24 protein-coding genes are annotated in these 22,847 nt (G+C 60.7%); 12 read left to right on the top strand and 12 right to left on the bottom strand.

Going from position 1 to position 22,847, the window contains the following annotated elements; genetic code table 11:
- Nucleotides 1-581: 581 nt before the first annotated feature.
- Entirely contained in the window at nt 582-1,064 is a 483-nt protein-coding gene (locus ACSOSP_RS37400; RefSeq protein ID WP_455314053.1) for an HU family DNA-binding protein, read from the bottom strand.
- Nucleotides 1,065-2,185: 1,121 nt separating this feature from the next.
- On the opposite strand from ACSOSP_RS37400, the gene ACSOSP_RS37395 reads away from it, so the two are divergent.
- The 3 genes from ACSOSP_RS37395 (at nt 2,186) to ACSOSP_RS37385 (ending at nt 3,707) form a co-directional block, all read left to right on the top strand.
- The gene (locus tag ACSOSP_RS37395) at nt 2,186-2,809 is read left to right on the top strand and encodes a LysE family translocator (protein WP_031363616.1); all 624 of its coding nucleotides are present in this window, start codon (nt 2,186-2,188) and stop codon (nt 2,807-2,809) included.
- Nucleotides 2,810-3,127: 318 nt separating this feature from the next.
- Nucleotides 3,128-3,292: a hypothetical protein gene (locus tag ACSOSP_RS37390; RefSeq protein WP_160172547.1), complete on the top strand. Its 165-nt coding sequence runs from the start codon at nt 3,128-3,130 to the stop codon at nt 3,290-3,292.
- A 253-nt stretch (nt 3,293-3,545) separates the two neighbouring features.
- Nucleotides 3,546-3,707, top strand: a complete 162-nt coding sequence (locus ACSOSP_RS37385) for a DUF1328 family protein (RefSeq protein ID WP_031363615.1) — start codon at nt 3,546-3,548, stop codon at nt 3,705-3,707.
- Nucleotides 3,708-3,841: 134 nt separating this feature from the next.
- Here the strand turns inward: ACSOSP_RS37385 and ACSOSP_RS37380 are convergent, their stop codons facing one another.
- Nucleotides 3,842-5,251 carry an aminotransferase-like domain-containing protein gene (locus ACSOSP_RS37380; RefSeq protein WP_455314052.1) on the bottom strand — a complete coding sequence of 470 codons (1,410 nt, stop codon included), beginning with the start codon at nt 5,249-5,251 and terminating at the stop codon, nt 3,842-3,844.
- 169 nt (nt 5,252-5,420) lie between these two features.
- Here ACSOSP_RS37380 and ACSOSP_RS37375 point away from each other — a divergent pair, with 169 nt between their 5' ends.
- The gene (locus tag ACSOSP_RS37375) at nt 5,421-6,749 is read left to right on the top strand and encodes an aminotransferase class III-fold pyridoxal phosphate-dependent enzyme (RefSeq protein WP_455314051.1); all 1,329 of its coding nucleotides are present in this window, start codon (nt 5,421-5,423) and stop codon (nt 6,747-6,749) included.
- Between the two features lie 143 nt (nt 6,750-6,892).
- Here the strand turns inward: ACSOSP_RS37375 and ACSOSP_RS37370 are convergent, their stop codons facing one another.
- Complete coding sequence (locus ACSOSP_RS37370) at nt 6,893-7,387, bottom strand: DUF6496 domain-containing protein (protein ID WP_455314050.1); 495 nt, start codon at nt 7,385-7,387, stop codon at nt 6,893-6,895.
- A gap of 98 nt (nt 7,388-7,485) precedes the next feature.
- Complete coding sequence (locus ACSOSP_RS37365; RefSeq protein ID WP_455314049.1) at nt 7,486-8,205, bottom strand: ArsR/SmtB family transcription factor; 720 nt, start codon at nt 8,203-8,205, stop codon at nt 7,486-7,488.
- Nucleotides 8,206-8,333: 128 nt separating this feature from the next.
- Between ACSOSP_RS37365 and ACSOSP_RS37360 the strand changes: the two genes are divergently transcribed.
- Nucleotides 8,334-9,722, top strand: a complete 1,389-nt coding sequence (locus ACSOSP_RS37360) for an MFS transporter (protein WP_455314048.1) — start codon at nt 8,334-8,336, stop codon at nt 9,720-9,722.
- 192 nt (nt 9,723-9,914) lie between these two features.
- Nucleotides 9,915-10,496 (top strand): DNA-3-methyladenine glycosylase, encoded by a 582-nt coding sequence (locus tag ACSOSP_RS37355; protein WP_455314047.1) that lies wholly within the window; start codon nt 9,915-9,917, stop codon nt 10,494-10,496.
- Between the two features lie 150 nt (nt 10,497-10,646).
- On the opposite strand, the gene mmsB is transcribed toward ACSOSP_RS37355, so the two are convergent.
- From mmsB to chvE, 3 genes are all read right to left on the bottom strand, one after another.
- A complete protein-coding gene (mmsB, locus tag ACSOSP_RS37350; protein WP_455314046.1) occupies nt 10,647-11,837 on the bottom strand; it encodes a multiple monosaccharide ABC transporter permease in 1,191 nt (396 codons plus the stop codon).
- Nucleotides 11,830-13,341 (bottom strand): multiple monosaccharide ABC transporter ATP-binding protein, encoded by a 1,512-nt coding sequence (gene mmsA, locus ACSOSP_RS37345; protein WP_455315356.1) that lies wholly within the window; start codon nt 13,339-13,341, stop codon nt 11,830-11,832. Before mmsA ends, mmsB begins: the two co-directional genes overlap by 8 nt.
- 112 nt (nt 13,342-13,453) lie before the next feature.
- On the bottom strand, nt 13,454-14,515 hold the full coding sequence (chvE, locus tag ACSOSP_RS37340; RefSeq protein WP_455314045.1) for a multiple monosaccharide ABC transporter substrate-binding protein: 1,062 nt from the start codon (nt 14,513-14,515) through the stop codon (nt 13,454-13,456).
- Between the two features lie 995 nt (nt 14,516-15,510).
- On the opposite strand from chvE, the gene ACSOSP_RS37335 reads away from it, so the two are divergent.
- Nucleotides 15,511-15,711, top strand: coding sequence for a type II toxin-antitoxin system VapB family antitoxin (locus tag ACSOSP_RS37335; protein ID WP_455314044.1), 201 nt, complete (start codon nt 15,511-15,513; stop codon nt 15,709-15,711).
- A gap of 52 nt (nt 15,712-15,763) precedes the next feature.
- On the opposite strand, the gene ACSOSP_RS37330 is transcribed toward ACSOSP_RS37335, so the two are convergent.
- Nucleotides 15,764-16,561, bottom strand: a complete 798-nt coding sequence (locus ACSOSP_RS37330) for an alpha/beta hydrolase (RefSeq protein WP_455314043.1) — start codon at nt 16,559-16,561, stop codon at nt 15,764-15,766.
- A gap of 61 nt (nt 16,562-16,622) precedes the next feature.
- Entirely contained in the window at nt 16,623-17,531 is a 909-nt protein-coding gene (locus tag ACSOSP_RS37325; RefSeq protein ID WP_455314042.1) for a LysR family transcriptional regulator, read from the bottom strand.
- Between the two features lie 174 nt (nt 17,532-17,705).
- Here ACSOSP_RS37325 and ACSOSP_RS37320 point away from each other — a divergent pair, with 174 nt between their 5' ends.
- The 4 genes from ACSOSP_RS37320 to folE all read left to right on the top strand — a co-directional run bounded on the left by ACSOSP_RS37320 (nt 17,706) and on the right by folE (nt 20,304).
- Complete coding sequence (locus ACSOSP_RS37320; protein ID WP_455314041.1) at nt 17,706-18,470, top strand: SDR family oxidoreductase; 765 nt, start codon at nt 17,706-17,708, stop codon at nt 18,468-18,470.
- A gap of 38 nt (nt 18,471-18,508) precedes the next feature.
- Nucleotides 18,509-19,258 carry an SDR family oxidoreductase gene (locus tag ACSOSP_RS37315; protein WP_455314040.1) on the top strand — a complete coding sequence of 250 codons (750 nt, stop codon included), beginning with the start codon at nt 18,509-18,511 and terminating at the stop codon, nt 19,256-19,258.
- A gap of 77 nt (nt 19,259-19,335) precedes the next feature.
- Complete coding sequence (locus ACSOSP_RS37310; RefSeq protein WP_455314039.1) at nt 19,336-19,560, top strand: hypothetical protein; 225 nt, start codon at nt 19,336-19,338, stop codon at nt 19,558-19,560.
- An 87-nt stretch (nt 19,561-19,647) separates the two neighbouring features.
- Nucleotides 19,648-20,304, top strand: coding sequence for a GTP cyclohydrolase I FolE (gene folE / locus ACSOSP_RS37305; RefSeq protein ID WP_455314038.1), 657 nt, complete (start codon nt 19,648-19,650; stop codon nt 20,302-20,304).
- A gap of 14 nt (nt 20,305-20,318) precedes the next feature.
- On the opposite strand, the gene epsC is transcribed toward folE, so the two are convergent.
- The gene (gene epsC / locus ACSOSP_RS37300) at nt 20,319-21,278 is read right to left on the bottom strand and encodes a serine O-acetyltransferase EpsC (protein ID WP_455314037.1); all 960 of its coding nucleotides are present in this window, start codon (nt 21,276-21,278) and stop codon (nt 20,319-20,321) included.
- A 113-nt stretch (nt 21,279-21,391) separates the two neighbouring features.
- Nucleotides 21,392-21,637 (bottom strand): hypothetical protein, encoded by a 246-nt coding sequence (locus ACSOSP_RS37295; protein WP_455314036.1) that lies wholly within the window; start codon nt 21,635-21,637, stop codon nt 21,392-21,394.
- A 307-nt stretch (nt 21,638-21,944) separates the two neighbouring features.
- Between ACSOSP_RS37295 and ACSOSP_RS37290 the strand changes: the two genes are divergently transcribed.
- Nucleotides 21,945-22,574: a DUF3005 domain-containing protein gene (locus ACSOSP_RS37290; RefSeq protein WP_455314035.1), complete on the top strand. Its 630-nt coding sequence runs from the start codon at nt 21,945-21,947 to the stop codon at nt 22,572-22,574.
- A gap of 85 nt (nt 22,575-22,659) precedes the next feature.
- Here ACSOSP_RS37290 and ACSOSP_RS37285 read toward each other — a convergent pair whose 3' ends face one another.
- Entirely contained in the window at nt 22,660-22,824 is a 165-nt protein-coding gene (locus ACSOSP_RS37285) for a hypothetical protein (RefSeq protein WP_455314034.1), read from the bottom strand.
- Nucleotides 22,825-22,847 lie beyond the last annotated feature (23 nt).

The following is a 22,847-nucleotide window of genomic DNA, read 5'->3' as shown; positions in this document are numbered from 1 at the left end:
AGGCTTAAGCAAACCACGTGCCGTCGTTGGTGAGTGACGGATGAGCCGCTTTCAGTTTGTTTTCAGAAGGTGACGCCAGCGCCTGAGGGCGTTCGCTTTGCGGTCGGCATGAGCGTTGGCATCGCGTTGCCCATGTATTCGCGCGAAAAGCAGCGCGCCTATTTTGCTCGCCCGGACGCCATGAATCACTCAGCTCGTTTCAGATAACTGCCTGCGTAAGTGTGACATTGACAGCGCGTTCCTACCCGCGCTGCGCGCGATCCATCGCTTCGATACGCATACCATCGACTATGAAGCGCGCTGTCAAAGCGAACCCGGTACGTCTACGGTGATCGTCGAAGATTCGGTGCAAGCCAAACCTGCGCGCCGCACCTGGCCCCCGCGCACCCTGGGACAAGGCGCGCACAGAATCGCTGTTCGCACGTCACCCGGCATGTTCGAACGTCGCCGCCATTCAATTCCGCATCAGAAGAGGCCCAAAAAAATGGCCGGTTTCCTCGCGGAAAACCGGCCATTTTTTTTCGACTACGGTTCGCCTCTGCTCCTGCGCTGCCATAGTCCTTCGATACTGTCCTGCAAGCTTACGCCGCAGCGTCCTTCAACTTCTTCAACGCACGTGCCTTGATACGCACGCTCGCCGGCTTCGCGTCGAACCAACGGTCTTCACCCGAGAACGGGTCCTTGCCGAAGCGCCGCTTCTTCGCAGGCACGACTTGCGCCGAAATTTTCAAGAGGCCCGACAGCGTGAATTCGCCTGCGCCCTTCTTGTGAACCGCGCCGAGGATGGTGTCCTCGAGTGCCGACAGGACGGCCTTCACTGCTTTCAGGTCGACAGTCGCACGGTCCGACAGATGCGCGGCGAGCGATGCCTTCGTGAACGTGTCCTTGATCGGCGACGGCGTTGCCGTCGTCTTCACGGCTGCTTTCTTCGCCACGGTAGCCGGCGTCGATGCAGCCTTCTTGGCAGCGACCTTCTTGACGGGCGCTGCTGCAGTCTTCGTTGCAGCCTTCGGAGCAGCTTTGGTCGCAGCTTTCTTGGCAGCGGTTTTTGCGGAAGTCGGCATGTTTCTCCTACCTGTTGAGGTCAGTGTTTTTAGAATACGGTTGCGTGAATGCATCCGTATCAACGCCGGATTCTACAAGCGCCATTGAACTTCGTGCGAGTCTTTTTGTGGTTTCATGCCTTTTTTCAAGGGGTTTTCGTTAAAGGCGTCTGTTTTACGGCGACAAGGATAGCGGCGCGATCAACGGATGGTGATCCGATGCCATCCGCGCCCACGCAAACTCGATGCATATCGACCCGTACGAGATGCTCGTTCGTATGCACCCGGATGCGGTCCGGAGCGAACATCGGATAGCGTGTTGGAAAGTCTTGGGCGAGCATGCGCGATAGAAACGCGAGACCGGTCGGTGATGTTGCACGGGTCTCTTCAGCCAGAGAGCGATCGCTTCGTTCATGCTGCGCCGTTCACTGATCCGCTTGCTTGAGCGATCGATGCAGACGTGCGCGGCGTCGCCGTCGAACATCGTGTGGAATCGTGGAAGATTGCTACGGTTGCTCGTTCGCATCGTGGCGCAGCGGCATGCACAGCCGTATCCCAGCGCCAACGCATCCGATCAAGGAAGCCAACGGATGGGAGCTGATCGTCGATCACCACTCTCTTCTGGTGATGTGATCCCCCATCGGGGGCTTACCATTCATCCCATCTTGCAACACGCATAACGCATCGCGAAATCGCATACGTGGTCGATATCCGCGCCGAGAATAAAACACCGTGCTCTTTGTGCGAGTGATCGCCTCCCGAAGGACATGAAAATAATCCATGCGATCGAACAACAAACTAAAACGATCAGCATGCCGAACGCTTTTGCAATTTCGGTCCGGTTGAAAATACGCTTAGGTGCTCATGCGGCCATCTGGTTCGAACGGATTCCTGGACAGATTGGCCGTACGCAAAACCACTGAAACTTGGAACGCGGGATGGATCGTGACGATGAACTCAGGGTTCATATGAGGAATTTTCCAGAGCGCCGTGCTCATCCGCGCCGCGCAAAACGCATCCTCACCGTACAGGAAATGATGCGATCATCTGTACCGGTACTGTACAGATCAGTTCTCATACACTGATGCTCACGGACTTTTCGCCCACTCCGCTCGCGCTCTATTGAAACCCCAGGAAACCCCATGCATCTCGACACTGCCGCCCTACTGACCGCACTCCCGGCCGCAGTGCTGTTCGCGCTCGTCACCACCATCACGCCCGGGCCGAACAACACCATGCTGCTCGCATCGGGCGTGAATTTCGGGTTGCGCCGCACGGTGCCGCACGTGCTCGGCATCAGCGTGGGCGTCGCCATCCTGATGGTGCTGGTCGGTCTCGGGGTGGGGCAGGCATTTGCGCGTTTCGCCTGGGCTTACACCGTGCTTGAAACGTTAAGCGTTGCGTACCTGCTGTATCTCGCGTGGAAGATCGCGACCTCGTCGACCATGCAGGTTCGCGACGGCGAGCGCCGGCCCATGCGGTTTATCGAAGCAGCCGCGTTTCAGTGGATCAACCCGAAGGCATGGATGATGGTGCTCACAGCCGCGACCACGATCCATTTGCATTCGAGCTTCTCGCTCAATGCGGTCTTGATGGCGGTGGTGTTCATCGTGGTTGGATTGCCCTGCATCACCATGTGGGCCGCGTTCGGCACGTCCATGCGGCGCCTGCTTACGCAACCGCGCTGGCTGCGTGCTTTCAACTGGACAATGGCTACGCTGCTCGTGTTGTCTTTGTATCCAATCGTCGAGCGCGCGTTGGCGTGATGAGTGTGTGACGCGCAGACGTGATAGCGGACGGATTGAAGCAGTCGCGTAACCACGGGTTCCGGCGTTGCACTCGCGGCGAGCTGATTTCATGCTTCCGGGTTCAGATCCAGCCTATTTTTTCGTAGGCGGCGCATACTGGTCCATGCCTGCCGTCGCGCAAAATATGCAGCCTGATTGCAACTTTGGCCGTAAATAGCGGCAAGAAATGCGCACACTCCGTTATCCCGGGGGATCGACAGGCATGTACGAAGCTTGCTGCCCGATCAACTCGCGCCGCTTTTGGCGCGTCTTTGAAATCTCCCAAGGAGTTACGCCATGTCTGGAGCAAACCGCCCGTCCGGTCCTGCAACACGCAAGTCCCTCGATCTCGCCGACCAAATTGAACGCGATGAACTCGAGAACCAACTGCCGGATGCGCTAAACCACGCCGACGAAGACGACCTCGACGACGAACCCGACACCGGCAAGCCCCGCCGATAACATTTCTCCTCCCTTACCGCGCCCGTTGGCGCGTCTTCCAAGGCCGCACTCGCGCAACGCAGTGCGGCTTTTTTGTGCGCGGATGTTTTTGCGCCCTATTTTCTGGACCCAGGCATCTTGGGCACGAGGGTTGCTCTAAGTTCGGGCGTCGCGGCATACGCCGGCACCAGCGACGCATTAACCAAGTCAAGGCCGCGAAGGCGTCAAGCCAGCACGCAAACCAATCCGATAATCGACCCCTTTGGAGGGCTTCATGCTTCGATACGCTGTCATCTTTTTCATCATCGCGATCATTGCGGCATTTTTTGGCTTCGGCGGTATCGCGAGCGGTGCAACCGAAATTGCGAAGATCCTGTTCTTCATCTTCATCGTGATCTTTTTGGCAACGTTGTTGCTGGGCGTGTTCCGGCGATGAAGTAGCAGCTTCGTGAGTTGATCGCTTCGATCCAGCGCGCGAACGGCGGTTGCACAGAACGAAAAACGAAAAGCCTCGCTTGAGCCTCGCCTCTCGCGAGGCTTTTGCATTTGGCGAGATCACGCCATCGCGCTCTAGCGTTCACTCCACTTCCCGATAAACCCCCATAACGCGTCGTCGGTGGAGTACGGCACGTTGAAACGAAACCAGTTGCTCGGTGCATCACCCGGACGGAAGTACGAACCCGGCGCGAGCCAGATTCCATGTTCGAGCGCCTGCGTCGCCAGTTCACTCGCGTGTTCAGGCTCGACCGGTAGCCGCGCCCACACAAACAGCCCCGCACGCGGCCGGTGAAACAGCTCGAGCCCGAGCGCGTCCATCCGGTCCTCGACCTGCACGTGCGCGTCCTTGAGCTTGTCGGTGACCGATTCCACGTGGCGCGCGTAACGCCCCTCAGTCAGCACTTTCTCGACAATGCGCTCGGTCGCCGCCGATGAAGTCAGCCCCACCGCCATCTTCGTTCGCGCCAGTTCACGCAGCACGTCGCGCTCGGCGACCACATAACCGCAACGCAATCCCGGCGTGATCGTCTTCGAAAAGCCGCCGACATACAGCACGCGGCTCAAGCCTTCCATGGCGGCCAGAAGCGGCGCACCGGGCGGCGCGAGCTCGCGGTTCACATCGTCTTCCACGACCCACAGGCCATAGCGTTCCGCGATCTGCAGCAGGCGAAACGCCGCCGCCATGCCGAAGGTTGCACCGGTCGGATTCTGCAGCGTCGTGTTGAGAAAGATGGCCTTGGGGCTATGCTCGATCACCAACTGCTCGAGCACGTCGTTGTCGATACCCGCCGGCGTGCGCGGCACGCCTCGCACGATCAGCCCACCCAGTTGCAGGATCTGCAGCAGGTTGCAATAACCCGGATCTTCCACGATGACCGTGTCGCCCGGGCGCAGCAGCGTGCGCACAATCAGGTCGAGCGCCTGCGTCGCCCCGGCGGTCAGCAACACGTTCGTAGCCGGATCAGCGGGCAAACCATAACGATCCAGTTGCTCGGCAATCCGCTCGCGCAAGGGCGCAAAACCGTACGGGTGACCGTAGTCGGCCATGCGCGCCGCCGGCACGCGGCTGATCGAGCGCAACGCGTGATGCAGGCCGCTTTCGTTGACCCATTCGTTGGGCAGCCAGCCGCAGCCGGCCTTGATCGGCACGGAATGATCGGCGAATACGTCGGACAGTAGCCAGGTCGCGGTGAGGCTCGGTGGCTGCCATGCCACGGCGCGCTTGTGGACAGCGGGCGCGCGCGCCGCCACCCGGTACCCCGAGCCGCGCCGCGCGACGACAAGGCCCATCGACACAAGCCGTCCATACGCTTCCGTTACCGTGAAGGTACTCAGCCGCTCCGCCTGCGCAAGCCGGCGCACCGAGGGCAGCAACGCGCCCGCGCGCAGCGCCTGCTGTTCGATGGCGCCGGAAAACGCCCGCACCAGTTGTTCGACAAGCGTCGCTTGCGCGCGGTCGCGGTCCAGTTGAAGTTCGATCATGAGTCGGCAAGAAGAGGATGATTAGCGTCTATCGTCCAGGATTAACGTTGAACAGACCAATACAGTTTGCACCATTTTGCCAGCACAGTTCTCCCCGCGACAGGTCAACTGTCTATGCCGCCGGTTTTTGTCGAGGACTACATTGCGTGTTCTAACAGGAGATTTCCCCATGACTTCGCGCCCCGTCATCGACGACCTCTCGTCGTTCTGGATGCCCTTCACCGCCAACCGGCAGTTCAAAACTGCGCCGCGCCTGATCGAGGGCGCCAAGGGCATGTACTACCGCGCGACCGATGGCCGCGAGATTCTGGACGGCTGTGCGGGCCTTTGGTGCGTGAACGCAGGCCATTGCCGCGATGAAATCGTCGCCGCCATTCAGCAGCAAGCCGCCACGCTCGACTTCGCGCCAACGTTCCAGATGGGTCACCCGCTCGCGTTCGAAGCGGCCACGAAGGTCGCGGCGATCATGCCGGAAGGTCTCGACCGCATCTTCTTCACGAATTCCGGGTCTGAATCCGTCGATACCGCGTTGAAAATCGCCCTCGCCTATCACCGCGCACGCGGCGAAGGCCAGCGCACGAAGCTGATTGGCCGCGAGCGCGGCTATCACGGCGTGGGTTTCGGCGGCATCTCGGTTGGCGGTATCGGACCGAACCGCAAGACGTTTTCGGGCGGGCTGCTGCCGAACGTCGATCATCTGCCGCACACGCACGCGCCCGAGCACAACGCGTTCACGAAGGGGCAGCCGGCATGGGGCGCGCATCTTGCCGATGAACTCGAACGCATAGTCGCGCTGCATGATGCATCGACGATCGCTGCCGTGATCGTGGAACCGCTCGCGGGATCGACGGGCGTGCTCGTGCCGCCGCAGGGTTATCTGCAAAAGCTGCGCGAGATCTGCACGAAGCACGGCATCCTGCTGATTTTCGATGAAGTCATCACGGGCTTCGGCCGTCTCGGCAAAGCGACGGCAGCGGAATATTTCGGCGTGACGCCGGACCTGATGACGCTGGCAAAAGCGATCAACAACGCCGCGATCCCGATGGGCGCAGTGGCCGCGCATCGCAACGTGCACGATACGATCGTCAATGCGGGCGCGGTGAACGGCATCGAGTTGTTCCACGGCTACACGTATTCGGCGCACCCGATGGCCGCCGCGGCCGCTATCGCCACGCTCGACCTGTATGCGCGCGACCAGTTGTTTGAACGGGCGGCATCGAAGGCGCCAAAGTTCGAAGCTGCCGCTCATGCGTTGCGCGATGCGCCTCACGTGAAGGACGTGCGCAATCTCGGCATGGTGGCGGGTGTCGAACTGCAATCGCGCGATGGCGCGCCGGGTGCGCGGGCCTACGAAGCGTTTGTGAAATGCTTCGAAGCGGGCGTTCTGGTGCGCTACACAGGCGATATTCTTGCGTTCTCGCCGCCGCTGATCATTGAAGACGACCAGATCGAGCAGATTTTCAGCACGGTGCGCAAGGTGCTCGAAACGGTGAAGTAACGTGGTTTTCAGTGCCGCTTGCGGTCACTGATTAAAGCGGCATGCCAGCGAGGCGCGCAAACCTTACTTGCAAGCCTAAGGGCCGTTCTGGTTGATCCGGAACGGCCTTTTTCATGGACCGCCGCAAAGACGCGGACTGCGTTCTACCGTGCGTGCCGCGTCGCACCCGACTTCGACGCCGCCTTGCGGCGCGTCTCCCAGCCTTTCCTGGCGGAGGCCGAACGGTCAGCCGCTGAACGTCGACTCGCGCTCGCATGAGTCTGCTTCGAAAGCGACTTGTGCGAAACAGCCTTGCTGTCTTCACGTTTGAGAACCCGCGTGGACGTCGCGGAACGTTTCGCCTTCGATTCCGTGCTCGCGCTGCGATGCGTCTTGCGCTGACCGGCCTCGTTGTCCTTCGCCGCTTTCTTGCGAGTGGCAGCGGACGCCGCGCCCTTCTTCGGCGCCTTCACACCGACACCCGACCTGCGCGCCTCCGACAACCCGATCGCGATCGCCTGCTTCGCGGACTTCGCGCCGTGCTTGCCTTCGCGAACGTGATCGATCTGCTCCTTCACGAACGCGCCAGCCTGCGTGCTGGGCGACTTCCCCGCGCGTTTCGCGGCACGGGCGCGTTCGATGGTTTTCTTCTCAGGCATGATGGCACTCCTTAGAAAAAGGGCGTTGGGTTAGCCATACCCCACCATAGCCAGCGCAGCAACGCCCGTGCCATATCGTGCGGTAAGGCGGCTGACGCCTAAGCGGCTTTCTCGATGGATCGCTCATCGACGCCCAGCTCTTGCTTGAGCCCAGCCCATCCCTTCGGCGTCACCTGCACGGCTCGCGAATTTTTCAAGCGGCGCAGCCAGCCCTTCGCGCAAAGCTGCGCCATGAACGCGACGCCCAGCGGTCCGGCCAGATGATGCCTGCGCTCGGTCCAGTCGAGGCACTGCCGCGCGAGCCCGCGCCGCGTCGGTTTCAACGCCGCCATGTCCAGGCCCATCGCGCTGAACCATCCCATGCCGTCATGCGTCACTTCGAACTGTTTATCAGCCACGGCAGAAATAAATCCGCGATCCTGCAACGCCTGCGTGACCGCCACGCCGAGACTGCCGGCGAGATGGTCATAGCAGCATCGCGCGAACTGCAGGTCACGCGCTTCCCGGCTGCGCGGCATTCGATGCACCGCACTACCCTGCACGCCCGGGGCAATCGATGCAAGATTTTCCAGCGCCAGCGCGACGTGCGAACCGGCGAGGCGATAGTACCGGTGCCGCCCCTGCGTTTCCACCGACAACAACCCGCCGGCCAGCAGCTTCGCGAGATGCGAGCTTGCCGTCTGGGCGGTCACGCCGGCCGCGTAGGCCAGCTCGCCCGCAGGCTGCGCGCGTCCGTCGGCGAGCGCCATGAGCATGCTGGCGCGAGTGGGATCGGCGATCAGGAAAGCGGCCGACGAGACCGCGGGATGAGGGCACATGAAGAGATCTCCGCTTGTGACTCGTCATGATAGTCCGGCCGCGTGTCCGCATGCTTCGATACGCGTCGAAGCTTGTGGCATCACAACGTCCCTACACTGGATTTCCCGTCTCCCTGCGAAACTTCCCTGTGCCCGACTCCCGAACGCTTCAGCGCCGCGTCCTCGCCGCGACCAGCATCAGCTATATCGTCGTTATCCTCGATACGTCCATCGTCAACGTTGCGCTAGGCAGCATCGCCGATGCGCTCGCGACCAGCACCGAGGGCCTTCAATGGGTCGTCAACGCGTACACGCTCAGCTTCGCAAGCCTGCTGTTGACGGGCGGCGCACTGGGCGACCGGTTGGGCGCGAAGCAGGTTTATTTCGCCGGACTCGCCGTGTTCACGCTGGCGTCCGCGCTCTGCGGTGTGGCGCCTGATCTCGCCGCGCTGGTCGGCGCGCGCGGGTTGCAAGGGATCGGTGCATCGATGCTGGTGCCCTGTTCGCTCATGCTCATCAACCGCGCCTACTCGGGCCCCGGCGAGCGCGGCCGCGCAATCGGCCTGTGGGCCGCGTGCGGCGGCGCAGCGATGGCCGGCGGCCCATTGATCGGCGGCATCCTGATCCATGCGTTCGGCTGGCGCAGCATCTTCCTCGCGAACCTGCCGATCGGATTGATCGGCTTGTGGTTGACATCGCTAGTCGCAAGCACTGACCGTGTTGACCCTACACCCGCGAAGCGCCCTCTCGATCTCGCCGGTCAGGCGACAGCCATCCTCGCCCTGGGCACATTGATCGCCGTGCTGATCGAAGGGCACTCATTCGGCTGGCGCTCGCCGTGGATCATGAGCGGGATCGCGCTGAGCGTGCTTGCGGCGGGAAGCTTCATCGCGATCGAATCAAAGCGGTCGCAACCGATGCTGCCGCTGTCCCTATTCAGCAACCTGATTTTTTCCAGCGCTGCGTTCGTCTCGATGGTCTCCGCGATGACCTTCTATGGCCTGATCTTCACGCTCAGTCTTTATTTCCAGCAAGTGCGCGCTTATTCGCCGTTGCTGACCGGCCTCGCGTTCTTGCCGCTGACGGCGCTGGTGACGGCGGGCAGCATGTCGGCGGCGTGGTTCGTGAGGATGTCCGGACCGCGCCGGCCAATCTGTATCGCGCTGGGCATCTATACGATGGGTTTCCTTGCAATGCTGATGTCGACGGATACTTCGCCGTACTGGCTCGTCGCGCTCCCCATGCCCGCAATCGGTTTTTTCGCGGGCCTCATTACGCCATTGGCGACGCGTTCGCTCATGGATACCGTCGATAAAAACCGCGCCGGGATTGCGGCCGGCGTGCTGAATTCGGCGCGGCAGACAGGCGCTGCGCTGGGTGTCGCGATTTTTGGCGCGATGCTCACGACGCCGGGTCAGTTCGAGCGGGGCATGCATACCGCGATGGCGATGGCCGCGGCCGTGTCGCTGACGGCGGCGCTGCTCTGGTGGTTTGCATCGAAAGCGATGGCGCGGGAGCGAATTGGCCAGGCCGTTTGAGGATTCGGACGAGCGTGGCTCTGCTTGCGCCCTGGCGGTTCTTCTGACGGCGGCAGGCGCCAGATACCGCGCGAATTGACGCACGCCGGTGGACGGGGAGAGTCGGCAACGGCAAAATCGAGGCGCTGCACATTCACTGCAAACGACGATCCGGTCCACTGCGGCGAACCCGCACAATGGCCCTGTCAAACGATGCCCAAATCATCCCGCATTGCAGTACCTATTGACTTCAGCGCGCCGTCAGATCAAGTCGCGCGCCGCCTGATCGGCGCGATCTTCACCGTCGATGGCGTCGGCGGCAGGATCGTGGAGACAGAAGCCTACGACCCTGAAGATCCGGCTTCGCATACCTTCTCCGGGCCCACCCCGCGCAACGCCGTCATGTTCGGTCCGCCTGCCCATGCGTACGTTTATCGTTCGTACGGAATCCACTGGTGCCTGAACTTTGTTTGCCGTGAAGAAGGCCACGGTGCGGGGGTGTTGATCCGCGCGATCGAACCGCTTACCGGTCTCGATGCCATGCGTCAACGGCGCGGCCTCGAACCAGCAAAGCTCTTGTGCTCGGGACCAGGGCGCGTCGCGCAAGCCTTGGGCATCACGCACGCAAACAACGGCATGGCGCTGTTTGAGGCGCCGTTTCACATCGAGGCGGCGGAGGAGGATTATCCGGTCGCGACCGGGCCGCGCATCGGCATCACGAAGGCGATCGATGTACCCTGGCGCTTCGGGCTCGCCGGATCGAAATTTCTCAGCAAGCCATTCCCTAAGGTCTGATCAAACGCAAAGGAATTCGTATCGCGCGCCCGGGGCTTTGATTGCGCTTGCCGCACGATTGCCGGGGTCAACCGCCGGGCTATCGTTATTCTCAATCGCGGCCTGACCCCGAACATCCCCGAGAACCCGCGCGGACGAAATCGTGCCCCGTCAGCCGCGATTCCGGTTGTAGACATCAAGAAACACAGCCGCCAACAAGACCATCCCCTTGATCACCTGCTGGTAATCAATGCCAATGCCCATGATCGACATGCCGTTGTTCATCACGCCCATGATGAAAGCGCCGATTACCGCGCCCACCACCTTGCCCACGCCGCCGGAGGCCGATGCGCCGCCGATGAAACAGGCCGCGATCACATCCAGCTCGAAGCCGAGGCCTGCCTTCGGCGTTGCGGTGTTCAGGCGCGCGGCGAAAATCAGACCCGCCACCGCTGCGAGCACGCCCATGTTCACGAAGGTCAGGAAGGACAGGCGCGCGGTGTTCACGCCCGACAGACGTGCCGCCTTTTCGTTGCCGCCCAGCGCATAGATACGGCGACCGATCGTCGTGCGATTGGTCACGAACTGGTAGATCAGGATCAGGACGGCCATCAGGATCAACACGTCAGGCAAGCCCTTGTACGTGGAAAGCAGCCAGACCAGATAGGTGACGGCTCCCGCGAACAACACGTTCTTCGCCACGAAGAACGCAACCGGCTCGACGTCCATATCGTGTGCCTGTGCCTTGCGGCGCTTGCGCACCTCCGCTGCGACCAGCCCCAGCGCCAGGATGATGCCCACGATCAGGGACAGCACCCGGAAGTCCGTGCCGCCGAACGGATCAGGCAGAAAGCCCGTGCTGATCCGCTGAAATCGCAGCGGGAACGGCCCGACCGATTGGCCTTGCAACAGCGCCAGTGCGAGCCCCTTGAAAATAAGCATCCCCGCCAGCGTCACGATAAACGACGGAATGCGCGCGTAAGCCACGAACCAGCCCTGCGCCGCGCCAATCAACGCCCCCACCAGCAGCGCCACGATGATCGTCGGCACCACGGGCCATGAGTACTGCACGATCAGCACCGCGGCCAGCCCGCCGATAAAGCCGCTGACCGATCCGACGGACAGGTCGATATAGCCGGCCACGATCACGAGCAGCATGCCCAGCGCCATCACGATGATGTAGCTGTTCTGCAAAACCAGATTGGTGATGTTCAACGGCTGCATCAGCACGCCGTCGGTCTGGTACTGGAAGAACCCCATGATGACGACCAACGACAGCAGCAGGCCGTAGTCGCGCAGATTGTTCTTTAGAAAGCCGAGTTTCATGAAATGGCCTTGATTCGATGTAGATAGGTCACGCATGACCGGCGTTCACGATGGCGCGCATGATGCGCTCCTGGCTCGCTTCGTTGCGATCGAGCTCGACGACGAGCCGACCTTCGTTCATTACGTAGATGCGATCGCACATGCCAAGCAGCTCCGGCATCTCGGAAGAAATCATCAGGATTCCTTCGCCTTTGCGCGCCAGCTCGTCGATGATGGTGTAGATCTCGTATTTGGCCCCGACATCGATACCCCGCGTGGGTTCATCGAGGATCAGCAGACGCGGCTTCGTGAAGAGCCATTTGCTCAGCACGACCTTCTGCTGATTGCCGCCCGATAGATTGACCACCCGTTGCTGGATGCCCGAACTGCGGATGCGCAACGAATCGCGATACTGCTGCGCAACCTTGGCCTCGGCGTGTTCATCGATCACACCGTGATCGGACACTTCGGCGAGGTTGGCAAGCGACACGTTCTTGCGGATTTCCTGCTCGAGGATCAGCCCATAGCCCTTGCGATCCTCGGTCACATAGGCAATGCCATGCTTGATGGCTTTGCCTATGGTCGATACATCCACGGTCTGGCCGTCAATCAGCACCTGTCCGCTGATCCGCCGGCCATACGAGCGCCCGAAGATACTCATGGCCAGTTCGGTGCGGCCCGATCCCATCAGTCCCGCGATGCCGACCACTTCGCCCTTGCGCACCTTCAGGTCGATGCCCTTGATGACCTCGCGCTCCGAATACTGTTCGTGGAACACGTGCCAGTCACGCACTTCGAAGATCACGTCGCCGATATGCGGCTCGCGCTGCGGATAACGGTGCTGCATGTCACGGCCGACCATGCCGCGAATGATGCGATCCTCGCTGATCTCGCTTGCGGAGCAGTCGAGCGTCTCGATCGTGCTGCCGTCGCGGATGACGGTAATCTGATCCGCAACCTGCGTAATCTCGTTGAGCTTGTGCGAAATGAGGATGCAGGAAATCCCTTGTGCCTGGAGTTCCAGCAGCAGTTTCAGCAGCGCGGTGCTATCGGTCTCGTTCAGGCTCGCAGTGGGTTCGTCGAGGATCAGCAGCTTCACGCGCTTTGACAGCGCCTTGGCAATTTCCACCAGCTGCTGCTTGCCGACACCGAGCTTTCCGACGGTCGCATCGGGCGACTCGTTCAGACCCACGCGCCGCAGCAATTCGCGCGTGCGCTTATGCGCCGCGTGCCAGTCGATCACGCCGCCTTGCGCCAGTTCGTTACCCAGGAAAATGTTCTCGGTGATCGAGAGCATCGGCACCAATGCCAATTCCTGGTGAATGATGATGATGCCGCGCTCTTCGCTGTCGCGGATGTCCGTGAAGCGTTGCACCTGCCCTTCGAAATGGATCTCCCCTTCGTAGGACCCGTGCGGATAAACACCGCTCAGCACCTTCATGAGAGTGGACTTGCCCGCGCCATTCTCACCGACGACCGCATGGATTTCTCCTGCTTTGACCGTCAGATTGACGTTATCGAGTGCCTTGACACCCGGAAACGTCTTGGTGATGCTGCGCATGGACAGGATGGTCTCGTCCGCCACGCCGTCTCCTGAATTTGTATGTTTTGCAGGGTCCGCCAGCCGGAGCGCGCGTGGCGTCTCCGGCGGCAGACTTGACTTCGATATTGCCTTACTTGACCTGCGCTTCCGTGTAGTAGCCGCTGTCAACCAGGATCGGCTTCCAGTTGGAGCCATCCACCAGTACCGGGTTGAGCAGATACGACGGAACAACCTTCACGCCGTTGTTGTAGGTCTTCGTGTCGTTCACCTCCGGCTGCTTGCCTTGCGCCATGGCGTCGATCATCGCAACCGTCACCTTGGCGAGCTGACGCGTGTCCTTGAACACGGTCGAGTACTGCTCGTTGTGCAGGATGGACTTGACCGAAGGAATCTCGGCGTCCTGGCCGCTGACGATCGGGCACGGCTGCTGGGCCGTGCAATAACCGACACCCTTGACCGACGACAGAATACCAATGCTCAGGCCGTCATACGGGCTCAGCACGGCGTCGAGCTTGGCATTGCCGTAGTAAGCCGACAGCAGGTTGTCCATGCGAGCCTGAGCGACGGCGCCATCCCAGCGCAGCGTACCGACCTTGTTCATGCCGAACTGCTTGCTGCGCACCACCAGCTTGCCGCTCTTGATGTACGGATCCAGCACACTCATCGCGCCGTTATAGAAGAAGAAGGCGTTGTTGTCGTCGGGCGAACCACCGAACAGTTCGATATTGAACGGGCCTTTGCCCTGTTTCAGACCGAGCTTGTCGACGATGGACTGCGCCTGCAGCACGCCAACCTTGTAGTTGTCGAACGTCGCGTAGTAATCGACATCGCCCGTGCCCTTGATCAGGCGATCGTATGCAATGACCTTGATGCCGGCATCGTGCGCCTTTTTCAGCACGTCGGTCAGCGTCGTCCCGTCGATGGCAGCGATCACCAGCACCTTCGGCTTCTTGGTGACCATGTTCTCGATTTGCGCGAGCTGGTTCGGAATGTCATCGTCGCCGTACTGGAGATCGGTGGTGTAACCATCCGCCTGCAGATCCTTGACCATGTTGTTGCCATCGGCGATCCAGCGTGCCGACGACTTGGTCGGCATGGACACAGCAACCAGCCCCTTGCTGTCGGCATGCGCGACACCGATCATTGGCAGTGCCAAGGCCGCAATCAGGGTTTTCAAGAACAGACGTTTCATCGGTATGTCTCCTTTTGTGTATGAATGAGTGCCGTTCTGGCCGCAGTCCAGGCGGGCATATTATTAAAGCACCGCGGTTTTGATCTTGACTTGTCAGTGTCGGGCCCACATACAACCGGTCACAACCGGTCTCGATGATGGTACGGAACTCGGCCCGTTAAGCCTCGGGTCGCGCGCACTCAAGCGTGCACCCGTTTTCGATACACATTTCGTCATGCACGGAAGATCCAGATATTGGGAAAACGCACTCACGGCCGCCCGAGCGGCCTCATAGACCTGCGCCCGGTCAGCGGGCGCGGGGCGATAGCCCCTTGTGACGCCGCTGACGCTGTTGACCCCGCGCCCTTTCATGTAATTCGTGTCTCCCGCCCCGGTCTCGCTTGTTTTGATTCTTGCCCACAGGTGGGCTGGAAGGAAGTCTACGTCCGACGTCAGCATGCGTCCAATATAGAAAGAGCCTAGCATCGATATCAATTTTGGTATAGCCGATTGCACGGTCATCCGATCAAGCATGTGCTCGAATGGTCAAGCTGCCCACATACTGGGTCATTGGCGCGCGCGGCAGGTCCAACGTCGCCCCTCAATTCTGCTGCGTTCGCTCAATGTTTCTGACGACCAGCGCTTCTACTCGTGGGTCATGTAGGAATGCATACCATGACACAATTTCTCCCCTTGCCGAGCTTATCGCGACACTACCAGAAAAGATTCAATCAATCCGCCCGATCCGTATCAGGGCGAACACTGACCAGACGCCGAGCGAGCAATTGACGCGATATCGGATGCGGTGCGCGATGTGCTGATAACGCATGGGTTGGGCGTTGCAGACGAGTTCCCGGCAATCCTCGGGTCATGGATTCAGAACATCTCCATACGTCCGTGGGCGTTCCCCGAAAGGGCTGCCTTGCAGAACTGAGGAATTTTGCAACGCAGCGCTGGTTGCCAAGATGTACATCTTTAAGCAAAAATGATGCCATTATTGATGCAAGGAGGCTCTGATGCGAACAACTGTCACCATTGACGACGCCCTATACGAGAAGGCTTTGGAAATGGCCGATCCCGACATAGATAAAGCGGACATTTTTCACGAAGCAATCAAAACCTTCGTGCGGGTCGAGGCTGCCAAACGCCTGGTGGCGCTCGGCGGCGCCATGCCTGACATGCCGGATGTGTCGCGTCGCCGCTTCTCTTCCCCATGACCTCGCTGCGAGGTCGATAGCCGATGCACTTGATAAGCGTTGCGAAGTACTTTCAGCGCTGCATCAATTGTGCTAGCGCCCTGAGTTGCAAACCATCGGGGTCGGCGAGGTCGTAGAGAATGGAAAAGTGGTCTGCGCCCGGCATCGGCAAATAAGACACGTGCTCCCCCGCGTCAGCGCACGCGTGTGCATAGTCATGCGAATGGCGGATGAGTTCGGGCCGCTCCGCGTCGCCGACGCTGACGACCATCGGTGCACCTTGCGCGACATGCCGCATTGGACTGAAGCGCGTGATTTCCTGCGCCGATAACCCGAGCTTGTCGTTCAGCCGGCCTGCGCTGATAGGTTCAAGATCGAAGAGGCCGCTGACAGGCAGCGCGTATTTGACCGCCGGATGATGACGATGCATCGCGCTCAGATGACCGCCTGCAGAATGGCCACCGAGTATGAGCGTTGTATGCCCCTGCTCGACGAGGAAGTCGAGTAGCCGTCCGATCTCGCTCACAATTTGCGTCATCGACGCCGTGGGCGCCAGCGTGTATTCCGCTATGACCACGTTCATGCCGCGGGCAAGCGGTCCGAGCGCGACGAAAGCGCAGAGCTCTTTGTCGCAGCTTTGCCAGTAACCGCCGTGGACGAAAACGAAAGTTGGCGCAGAAGATTGCGTGCCGCTCGATGCCGGGAAGAAATCGAAACGCTCGCGGGGCGCGGGACCGTACCTGAGGTCGAGTTCACCGGCATGCGCTGCGTAGAACGCTGCGCTGCGGGTCTTGAAGTCGGCGGGGGGATCGCCATTGCTATAGGCTGCGTCGAGGGTCGCGCGGTCCATGCTGCGCCACGGGGATTGCATGCGGGTCATCTCCTGCGAGGGATGTTGTGTTTGAACGGAGTTTACAGGCAACGAAGGGGTTTCAGCTTCTATCCCACGGCGCCACGCCTCCCAAAACTTCCACAAGATAATCGATCATCACCCTCACGCGCGAGCTCAAATGTCTCCGGCTAGGGTACATCGCGAGTACATCGATATCCGCCATATGGAACGCCGGCATCAGCGCCACCAGCCGCCCTGCTCGCAAATCATCGCCAACAATGAATGTCGGCTGCCAGATCACCCCGAGGCCTGCGAGCGCCGCCAGGCGCGCCGTATCGCCGTTGTTCGTATGCATGTGGCAATTCACCCGCACGCTGTGCGGTTTTTCATCGGCATCAAGAAACTGCCACTCGTCACCGCTCGCGGCATACGTATAACCAATACAGCGATGCTCGCCCAGATCCGCAGGCCGCTGCGGCAAGCGCAGCCCCGCCAGATACGCCGGCGACGCGCACAGCACATTGCGCGACGCGGCGAGCTTGCGCGCTGCATTGCCCATCGACCCCGCGCGCGAAATGCGAATGGCCAGGTCAACCCCTTCATCGACAAGATCCACCACGCGGTCAACCAGCGATACATCCAGCTCCACCTCCGGATACCTCCGCATGAACTCCGGCCATAACGGCGCAAGCTGCAACACGCCAAAGCTGACTGGCGCGTTGATGCGCAAGCGCCCTCGCGGCTCGGCCGTCGACGACGCCACCAACCCCTCCGTCTCGGCCACGTCATCGAGTATGGCCACGCAACGCTCGTAAAGCGCCTCGCCCCCCGATGTCAGCGATAACCTGCGCGAGCTCCGGTTCAGCAGCCGCGTTCCCAGATGCGCCTCCAGCTCAACGATATAACGCGTCACGTTAGCCGGCGAGGTATCGAGCGCATCGGCAGCGCGCGTAAAGCTGCCGCGCTTGACCACGGCCACGAAGACCTCATAAGCGCGCAAGCGATCCATTGAACATCTCCGGTGCGGGTTGGGCGATCGGGCGTGACTTCGATTCAAGATTCACAAAAGCTGAACGATAAGACCATTTTCCGTGCCTGTTCGCAAGCTTCTGCTGCGCTTACAGTGCGTCACATGGACCGGGGCATCGGGCGCCGGCCAAGCTGAACAGAACGGAGAAACATCATGAATCGACTGACAGGAAAGGTTGCCATCGTCACGGGCGCAAGCGCCGGCATCGGCCGCGCCACGGCCAAATTGTTCGCCGCGGAAGGCGCCAGGGTGGTCGTTGCCGCCCGCCGCGCGGCCGAACTGGAAACGCTGGTAGCAGAGATCAAGGCAGACGGCGGCGACGCTGTGTATCTCGCGGGCGACGTGCAATCGGAAGACTATGCAAAGGCAGTCGTCGCGCTGGCGATCGAAAAATTCGGCCGGCTGGACGTCGCTTATAACAACGCCGGCACGCTGGGCGAAATGGGACCGAGCACGTCCGTTTCGGTGGAGGGGTTCAACAACGCGCTCGCCATCAACCTGACCAGCGCTTTCCTCGGCGCGAAGCACCAGATTCCCGCCATGCTCGAACACGGCGGCGGGTCGATCATCTTCACATCGACGTTCGTGGGCTATTCGTTTGCGTTCCCCGGCACTGCTTCTTATGCCGCGAGCAAGGCCGGCCTGATCGGCCTCACGCAGGCGCTGGCGGCAGAATACGGCGCACAGGGTATCCGTGTGAACGCCGTGCTGCCCGGCGCCGTCGATACCCCGATGTACCGGGACATGAACGACACCGCCGAATCGCAATCCTTCATCACCAACCTGCACGCGTTAAAACGCGTTGCAACGCCGGAAGAACTCGCGCGCTCGGTGCTTTATCTCGCCTCCGATGACTCCTCGTTCGTCACCGGCACGGCGTCGCTGGTGGACGGCGGCGCATCGATCACGCGCACTTGAATTGTCTCCTGCCATTACCCACTACTCGAGAAACCATCATGACCCGACTCAACGGAAAACGTACGCTGATCACTGGCGGCACTAGCGGCATCGGCCTGGAAACGGCCAAACAGTTCGTGGCGGAAGGCGCGCGTGTCATCGTGACAGGCACGAACCCCGCGACCATCGCAGCGGCACAAGCAGAACTCGGCCCGGACGTGATCGTGGTGCGCAGCGACGCGGGCAATGTGGACGATCAAAAGCGGCTCGCCGCTCAAGTCGCCGAAACCTTCGGCCAGCTCGACGTGCTGTTCGTCAATGCGGGCGTGGTGGGCTTGCGCCCTGTCGACCAATGGACCGAAGCCGACTTCGACCGGTCCTTCGCGGTCAATCTCAAAGGGCCCTATTTCCTGATCCAGGCGCTGCTCCCCGTGTTCGCGAAGACGGCGTCGATCGTCTTCAATGGCTCGATCAACGCGCGTATCGGCATGCCCAATTCAAGCGTTTATGCCGCCACCAAAGCGGGGCTGATTTCGCTGGCGCGGACCATGTCGGGCGAGTTGATATCGCGTGGAATCCGCGTAAATGTGGTGAGCCCGGGACCGGTCGCCACCCCTATCTACGGCAAGCTCGGGATGGAAAAGGAACAACTCGACAGCGTAGCGGAAAGCATCCGCAGCCAGATTCCAGTTGGCCGCTTTGGCGAGCCGGTCGAGATCGCGAAGGCCATCGTGTTCCTCGCCTCCGATGAATCGAGCTTCACGATCGGCAGCGAACTGGTGATCGACGGCGGCATGAGCAATTTGTAATCGCAGCGATGGGGTAGCCATCGTGGATGGAACGGCTCTTGCGCCGCTTTCCATGTCACTCATTCAAGGAGGGCGACATGACGGACAAGCAGACAGACACCCACTATGCAGGCCGATCGCAAGAAGAACGCCGGGCACAACGCAAGGGCGAAAAGCAGCCCGCGCAGGAACAGCCCGGCGGTCATCTGGCGAAGGAAGGCACGGAACCGGACAAGCATCACAGCTCGGGCGAGCTGTCGGAGGAAGGAAAAAAGGTGTGGCGAACCGGCTCGGGAATCGATGGAGGCGGCAAGAGCCGATAAACCCGACATCCCACCGGGGTCTTCCAACTCGCAAAACGTGGAACAATGAGGGCTTAATGACTTTGCTACAAGCATCTGGAGCCCTCGATGAGCGCCACGCGCACCTCCCCCAACGCGTCTTCGGACATCCACGATCAAACTGATCACCCTGATCGTCCGAGCCGCGAAGAAGCTGAAGCCGCGGTTCGCGTTCTGATCCGCTGGGCCGGGGACGACCCGGCGCGCGAGGGACTCGTCGATACCCCATCGCGCGTCATCCGCTCTTACGAAGAGTTCTTTGCGGGTTACGCGCAGGATCCGCGCGAGATCCTGGCCCGCACCTTTTCCGAAGTGCAGGGCTACGACGAAATGATCGTGCTCAAGGACATCCGCTTCGAAAGTTACTGCGAACATCACATGGTGCCGATCATCGGCCGCGCGCACGTGGCGTACCTGCCGCGTGAGCGAGTGGTGGGCATTTCGAAGCTGGCGCGTCTGGTCGATGCTTTCGCCAAGCGTCTGCAAATCCAGGAAAAGATGACGGCGCAGATCGCCGACACGCTGGAAGAAGTCCTGCAACCGCTAGGTGTTGGCGTGATCCTGGAAGCCAATCATCAATGCATGTCCACGCGGGGCGTGCATAAAGCCGGTGCGTCGATGGTGACATCGCGGATGCTGGGCACGTTCCGCGACGACCCGTCCACTCGCCGCGAATTCTTGTCCATCGTCGGACATTCGAGCGCGTTCAGCGTGTCGAACAACTAAAAAGACTCTGGGGTTTAAGCGCCGCGGCTGTCGTCCGGCGCGTCGCCTGCGCCGCCTTCGCGAATCTTGCCTTGCGAGACATTGCTGCCCGGCGGCACGCTATGCGTGAGCCACACGTTGCCGCCGATCACCGAACCGCGCCCAATGGTCACGCGTCCGAGAATGGTCGCGCCGGCATAGATCACCACCTCGTCTTCCACTACCGGATGGCGCGCGTTGCCCTTCACCAGCACGCCGTCGTTGCCCGCCGGAAAACTCTTCGCGCCCAGCGTCACTGCCTGATACACCCGCACGTGCTGGCCGATCACCGCGGTCTCGCCGATCACCACGCCCGTCCCGTGATCGATGAAAAAGCTGGGCCCGATGGTCGCGCCCGGATGGATGTCGATCCCTGTCGCCGAGTGTGCAATCTCGTTGATGAAGCGCGCGAGCAAGGGCACGCCGAGCTTATGCAAGGCATGCGCCAGACGATGATGCGTCATGGCCCAGATGCCGGGATAGCAGAGCAGGATCTCCGTAATGTGCTGCGCGGCAGGGTCGCCTGCGAACGCGGCCTGGATGTCGCTGACCAACAGCGCCCGGATGGCCGGCAACTGCGAGCCGAATTCACGCGCGAGCCCGAACGCGTGCATGCCGAGTTCGGCATCGCTCAGGTCGTGGTTCTCCGGCAGGAAACGCAACGCGCGGCGGATCTGTTCGGAGAGCAGGCGCAAGGTGCTCTCGAGCGTGTGGCCGACGTAATAATCCACGCTCTCGGCTGTCAGGTCGGCAGCGCCGTAATGAGTGGGAAAGAGCGCTGAGCGCAGCCCATTGACGATCTTCACGATCGCTTCGCGCGACGGCAGTTCACGAATTCCAAGCGGATGGCGGGTGCGATGCAGTTGTTCGCGCGACGCCCGCAAGTCGGCCACGATCTTGTCGAGGCCCCATTCTTGAGAGGGAAGCTGATGTTCTACGGAGACGGTCTTGGGCATGTCGGGAGCTTGGGCGGATAACGCCGCGTTGAACGGCACGATCGAAACGATGCCCCGAGATTAACCGTTTTTCTGCGAGACCGCCGCCTGTGCGCGAAACCGGATAGGTGCGCTCAGGACTTGGGGTCGGCCTTCACGTGGCTGGCATCGATCCACCGGACAGCCCAGTCGCGGGCATGCGCGATGGCTTCGTCGGCGTTGCCAAAGCGCAGGTCGGCCGGGAAAAAACGATTGGCTACCAGTTCACCGTCGCTCGATCGCGAGATGACGACGTAGGGTTGGAAACAGCCGTCGCCCTGACGTGCCGGTGCACAATTGAGTAAATAGCCGCGATGTGAAAATGCCGCGTCATATTGCATGAGTCACCCTGATTTTAAGTGCCCCGCTTGATTCGCGATGGTCGTCTCCCGCTCGCTCGAAACGCGCGAATCCGGCAAGCGGCTCGAGGCCGTCCGGTGGCGCACGCAGGCCTGGCGAACAACAAATCATACTCTTGAGAAAATTCCCGTTGGGTCGAAAAAAGTCAAATTGGCTTAGAACATTTACTGATGTTTTATCCCGTCGTTTATTCCAGCGCGGAGTTGACCCGGCGTTCACGGGACCCCGAAGTCCGGAATGTTTCTTGCGTGATGTCTGCTTGTTGACTTGAACCAGGCGGAGCGAATCATGAACAATGCAAAGGACAATGAATCGCAGGACAAGCAAGTGCAGCGCGCGGCGGACAGCCCGCTGAAGAAGCCTGAAACCGAAACCGCCACAGCCAGGCCGCGTGACGTGGCAGCCGCAGCGCAGGGACGCGAAGCCGGGCTCGGGCAAGCGGATAGCAGCACGCCAGATTCATCTTTGGAACATGCCGGGCCGCTTGGCAAGACCAACGCCACGCATCAGGCAATGGATGTTCTCAACGACGACACGCTGGACGATACCGTCGACGCTGACGGAAAAAATCGCGATGCATCGCGCGACGAAACGATGCTTGAGAACAATCCCAACGCGTTTTTAGGTGTGAATGCTTCGCTGGTCAATTCGCGTTATGAACAGGGCGACGGTCTGGGCGGTTTCGACAGCCGTCCGGCTCGCAACGGGCTGGCGCTCGCGTTAGAGGAAGGCTTCAGTGTCGTGGATAAAGGCATGATCGCGCCCGACGTTGAAGAGCTGGAACGCCAGTATGAATTTGTCGAACGCGATCCCCATGACTACAGCTTGCGAGGCCGCAGGCATTTCGCCTTCAATCATTTCAGACCCTCGCGCCTGATCGAGATCCAGCGAGATCCAGCGGCGCGAGAAATAACGTAGCGCCGGTCACTGACGGGACCGAACTAACAGGACCGAAAGCCGCGATTCAAAGCGGCTCTCGGTTTTTACTTGTCTTTCGGTCCGATCATTTCTTTTCGGATTTGCCTTTCTCATCGTCGGATTCAATCCGTGTCACACCGCCCGTCGCGGGCGGATCGCTGGCGGGAAAGCTAGCGTCCACGGCGCGGTCGACGTCCTCTTCCTCTCGATGCGAATGCGGGTGCTGTTCCTTCGGTTTCGTCGTGGTCATGGCTGACTCCTCGTTGGTGGGCT

The sequence above is a fragment of the Caballeronia sp. KNU42 genome (genome assembly GCF_053760385.1).
Note: the sequence above shows the minus strand (reverse complement) of the source record. Positions and strands in the feature narration are given on the sequence as shown.

Bases quoted from the DNA above. Each gene is read 5' to 3' on its own strand.
- ACSOSP_RS37400 (WP_455314053.1), bottom strand. From the start codon at position 1,064: ATGCCGACTTCCGCAAAAACCGCTGCCAAGAAAGCTGCGACCAAAGCT.
- ACSOSP_RS37395 (WP_031363616.1), top strand. From the start codon at position 2,186: ATGCATCTCGACACTGCCGCCCTACTGACCGCACTCCCGGCCGCAGTG.
- ACSOSP_RS37390 (WP_160172547.1), top strand. From the start codon at position 3,128: ATGTCTGGAGCAAACCGCCCGTCCGGTCCTGCAACACGCAAGTCCCTC.
- ACSOSP_RS37385 (WP_031363615.1), top strand. From the start codon at position 3,546: ATGCTTCGATACGCTGTCATCTTTTTCATCATCGCGATCATTGCGGCA.
- ACSOSP_RS37380 (WP_455314052.1), bottom strand. From the start codon at position 5,251: ATGATCGAACTTCAACTGGACCGCGACCGCGCGCAAGCGACGCTTGTC.
- ACSOSP_RS37375 (WP_455314051.1), top strand. From the start codon at position 5,421: ATGACTTCGCGCCCCGTCATCGACGACCTCTCGTCGTTCTGGATGCCC.
- ACSOSP_RS37370 (WP_455314050.1), bottom strand. From the start codon at position 7,387: ATGCCTGAGAAGAAAACCATCGAACGCGCCCGTGCCGCGAAACGCGCG.
- ACSOSP_RS37365 (WP_455314049.1), bottom strand. From the start codon at position 8,205: ATGTGCCCTCATCCCGCGGTCTCGTCGGCCGCTTTCCTGATCGCCGAT.
- ACSOSP_RS37355 (WP_455314047.1), top strand. From the start codon at position 9,915: ATGCCCAAATCATCCCGCATTGCAGTACCTATTGACTTCAGCGCGCCG.
- mmsB (WP_455314046.1), bottom strand. From the start codon at position 11,837: ATGCGTGACCTATCTACATCGAATCAAGGCCATTTCATGAAACTCGGC.
- mmsA (WP_455315356.1), bottom strand. From the start codon at position 13,341: ATGCGCAGCATCACCAAGACGTTTCCGGGTGTCAAGGCACTCGATAAC.
- chvE (WP_455314045.1), bottom strand. From the start codon at position 14,515: ATGAAACGTCTGTTCTTGAAAACCCTGATTGCGGCCTTGGCACTGCCA.
- ACSOSP_RS37335 (WP_455314044.1), top strand. From the start codon at position 15,511: ATGCGAACAACTGTCACCATTGACGACGCCCTATACGAGAAGGCTTTG.
- ACSOSP_RS37330 (WP_455314043.1), bottom strand. From the start codon at position 16,561: ATGCAATCCCCGTGGCGCAGCATGGACCGCGCGACCCTCGACGCAGCC.
- ACSOSP_RS37325 (WP_455314042.1), bottom strand. From the start codon at position 17,531: ATGGATCGCTTGCGCGCTTATGAGGTCTTCGTGGCCGTGGTCAAGCGC.
- ACSOSP_RS37320 (WP_455314041.1), top strand. From the start codon at position 17,706: ATGAATCGACTGACAGGAAAGGTTGCCATCGTCACGGGCGCAAGCGCC.
- ACSOSP_RS37315 (WP_455314040.1), top strand. From the start codon at position 18,509: ATGACCCGACTCAACGGAAAACGTACGCTGATCACTGGCGGCACTAGC.
- ACSOSP_RS37310 (WP_455314039.1), top strand. From the start codon at position 19,336: ATGACGGACAAGCAGACAGACACCCACTATGCAGGCCGATCGCAAGAA.
- folE (WP_455314038.1), top strand. From the start codon at position 19,648: ATGAGCGCCACGCGCACCTCCCCCAACGCGTCTTCGGACATCCACGAT.
- epsC (WP_455314037.1), bottom strand. From the start codon at position 21,278: ATGCCCAAGACCGTCTCCGTAGAACATCAGCTTCCCTCTCAAGAATGG.
- ACSOSP_RS37295 (WP_455314036.1), bottom strand. From the start codon at position 21,637: ATGCAATATGACGCGGCATTTTCACATCGCGGCTATTTACTCAATTGT.
- ACSOSP_RS37290 (WP_455314035.1), top strand. From the start codon at position 21,945: ATGAACAATGCAAAGGACAATGAATCGCAGGACAAGCAAGTGCAGCGC.
- ACSOSP_RS37285 (WP_455314034.1), bottom strand. From the start codon at position 22,824: ATGACCACGACGAAACCGAAGGAACAGCACCCGCATTCGCATCGAGAG.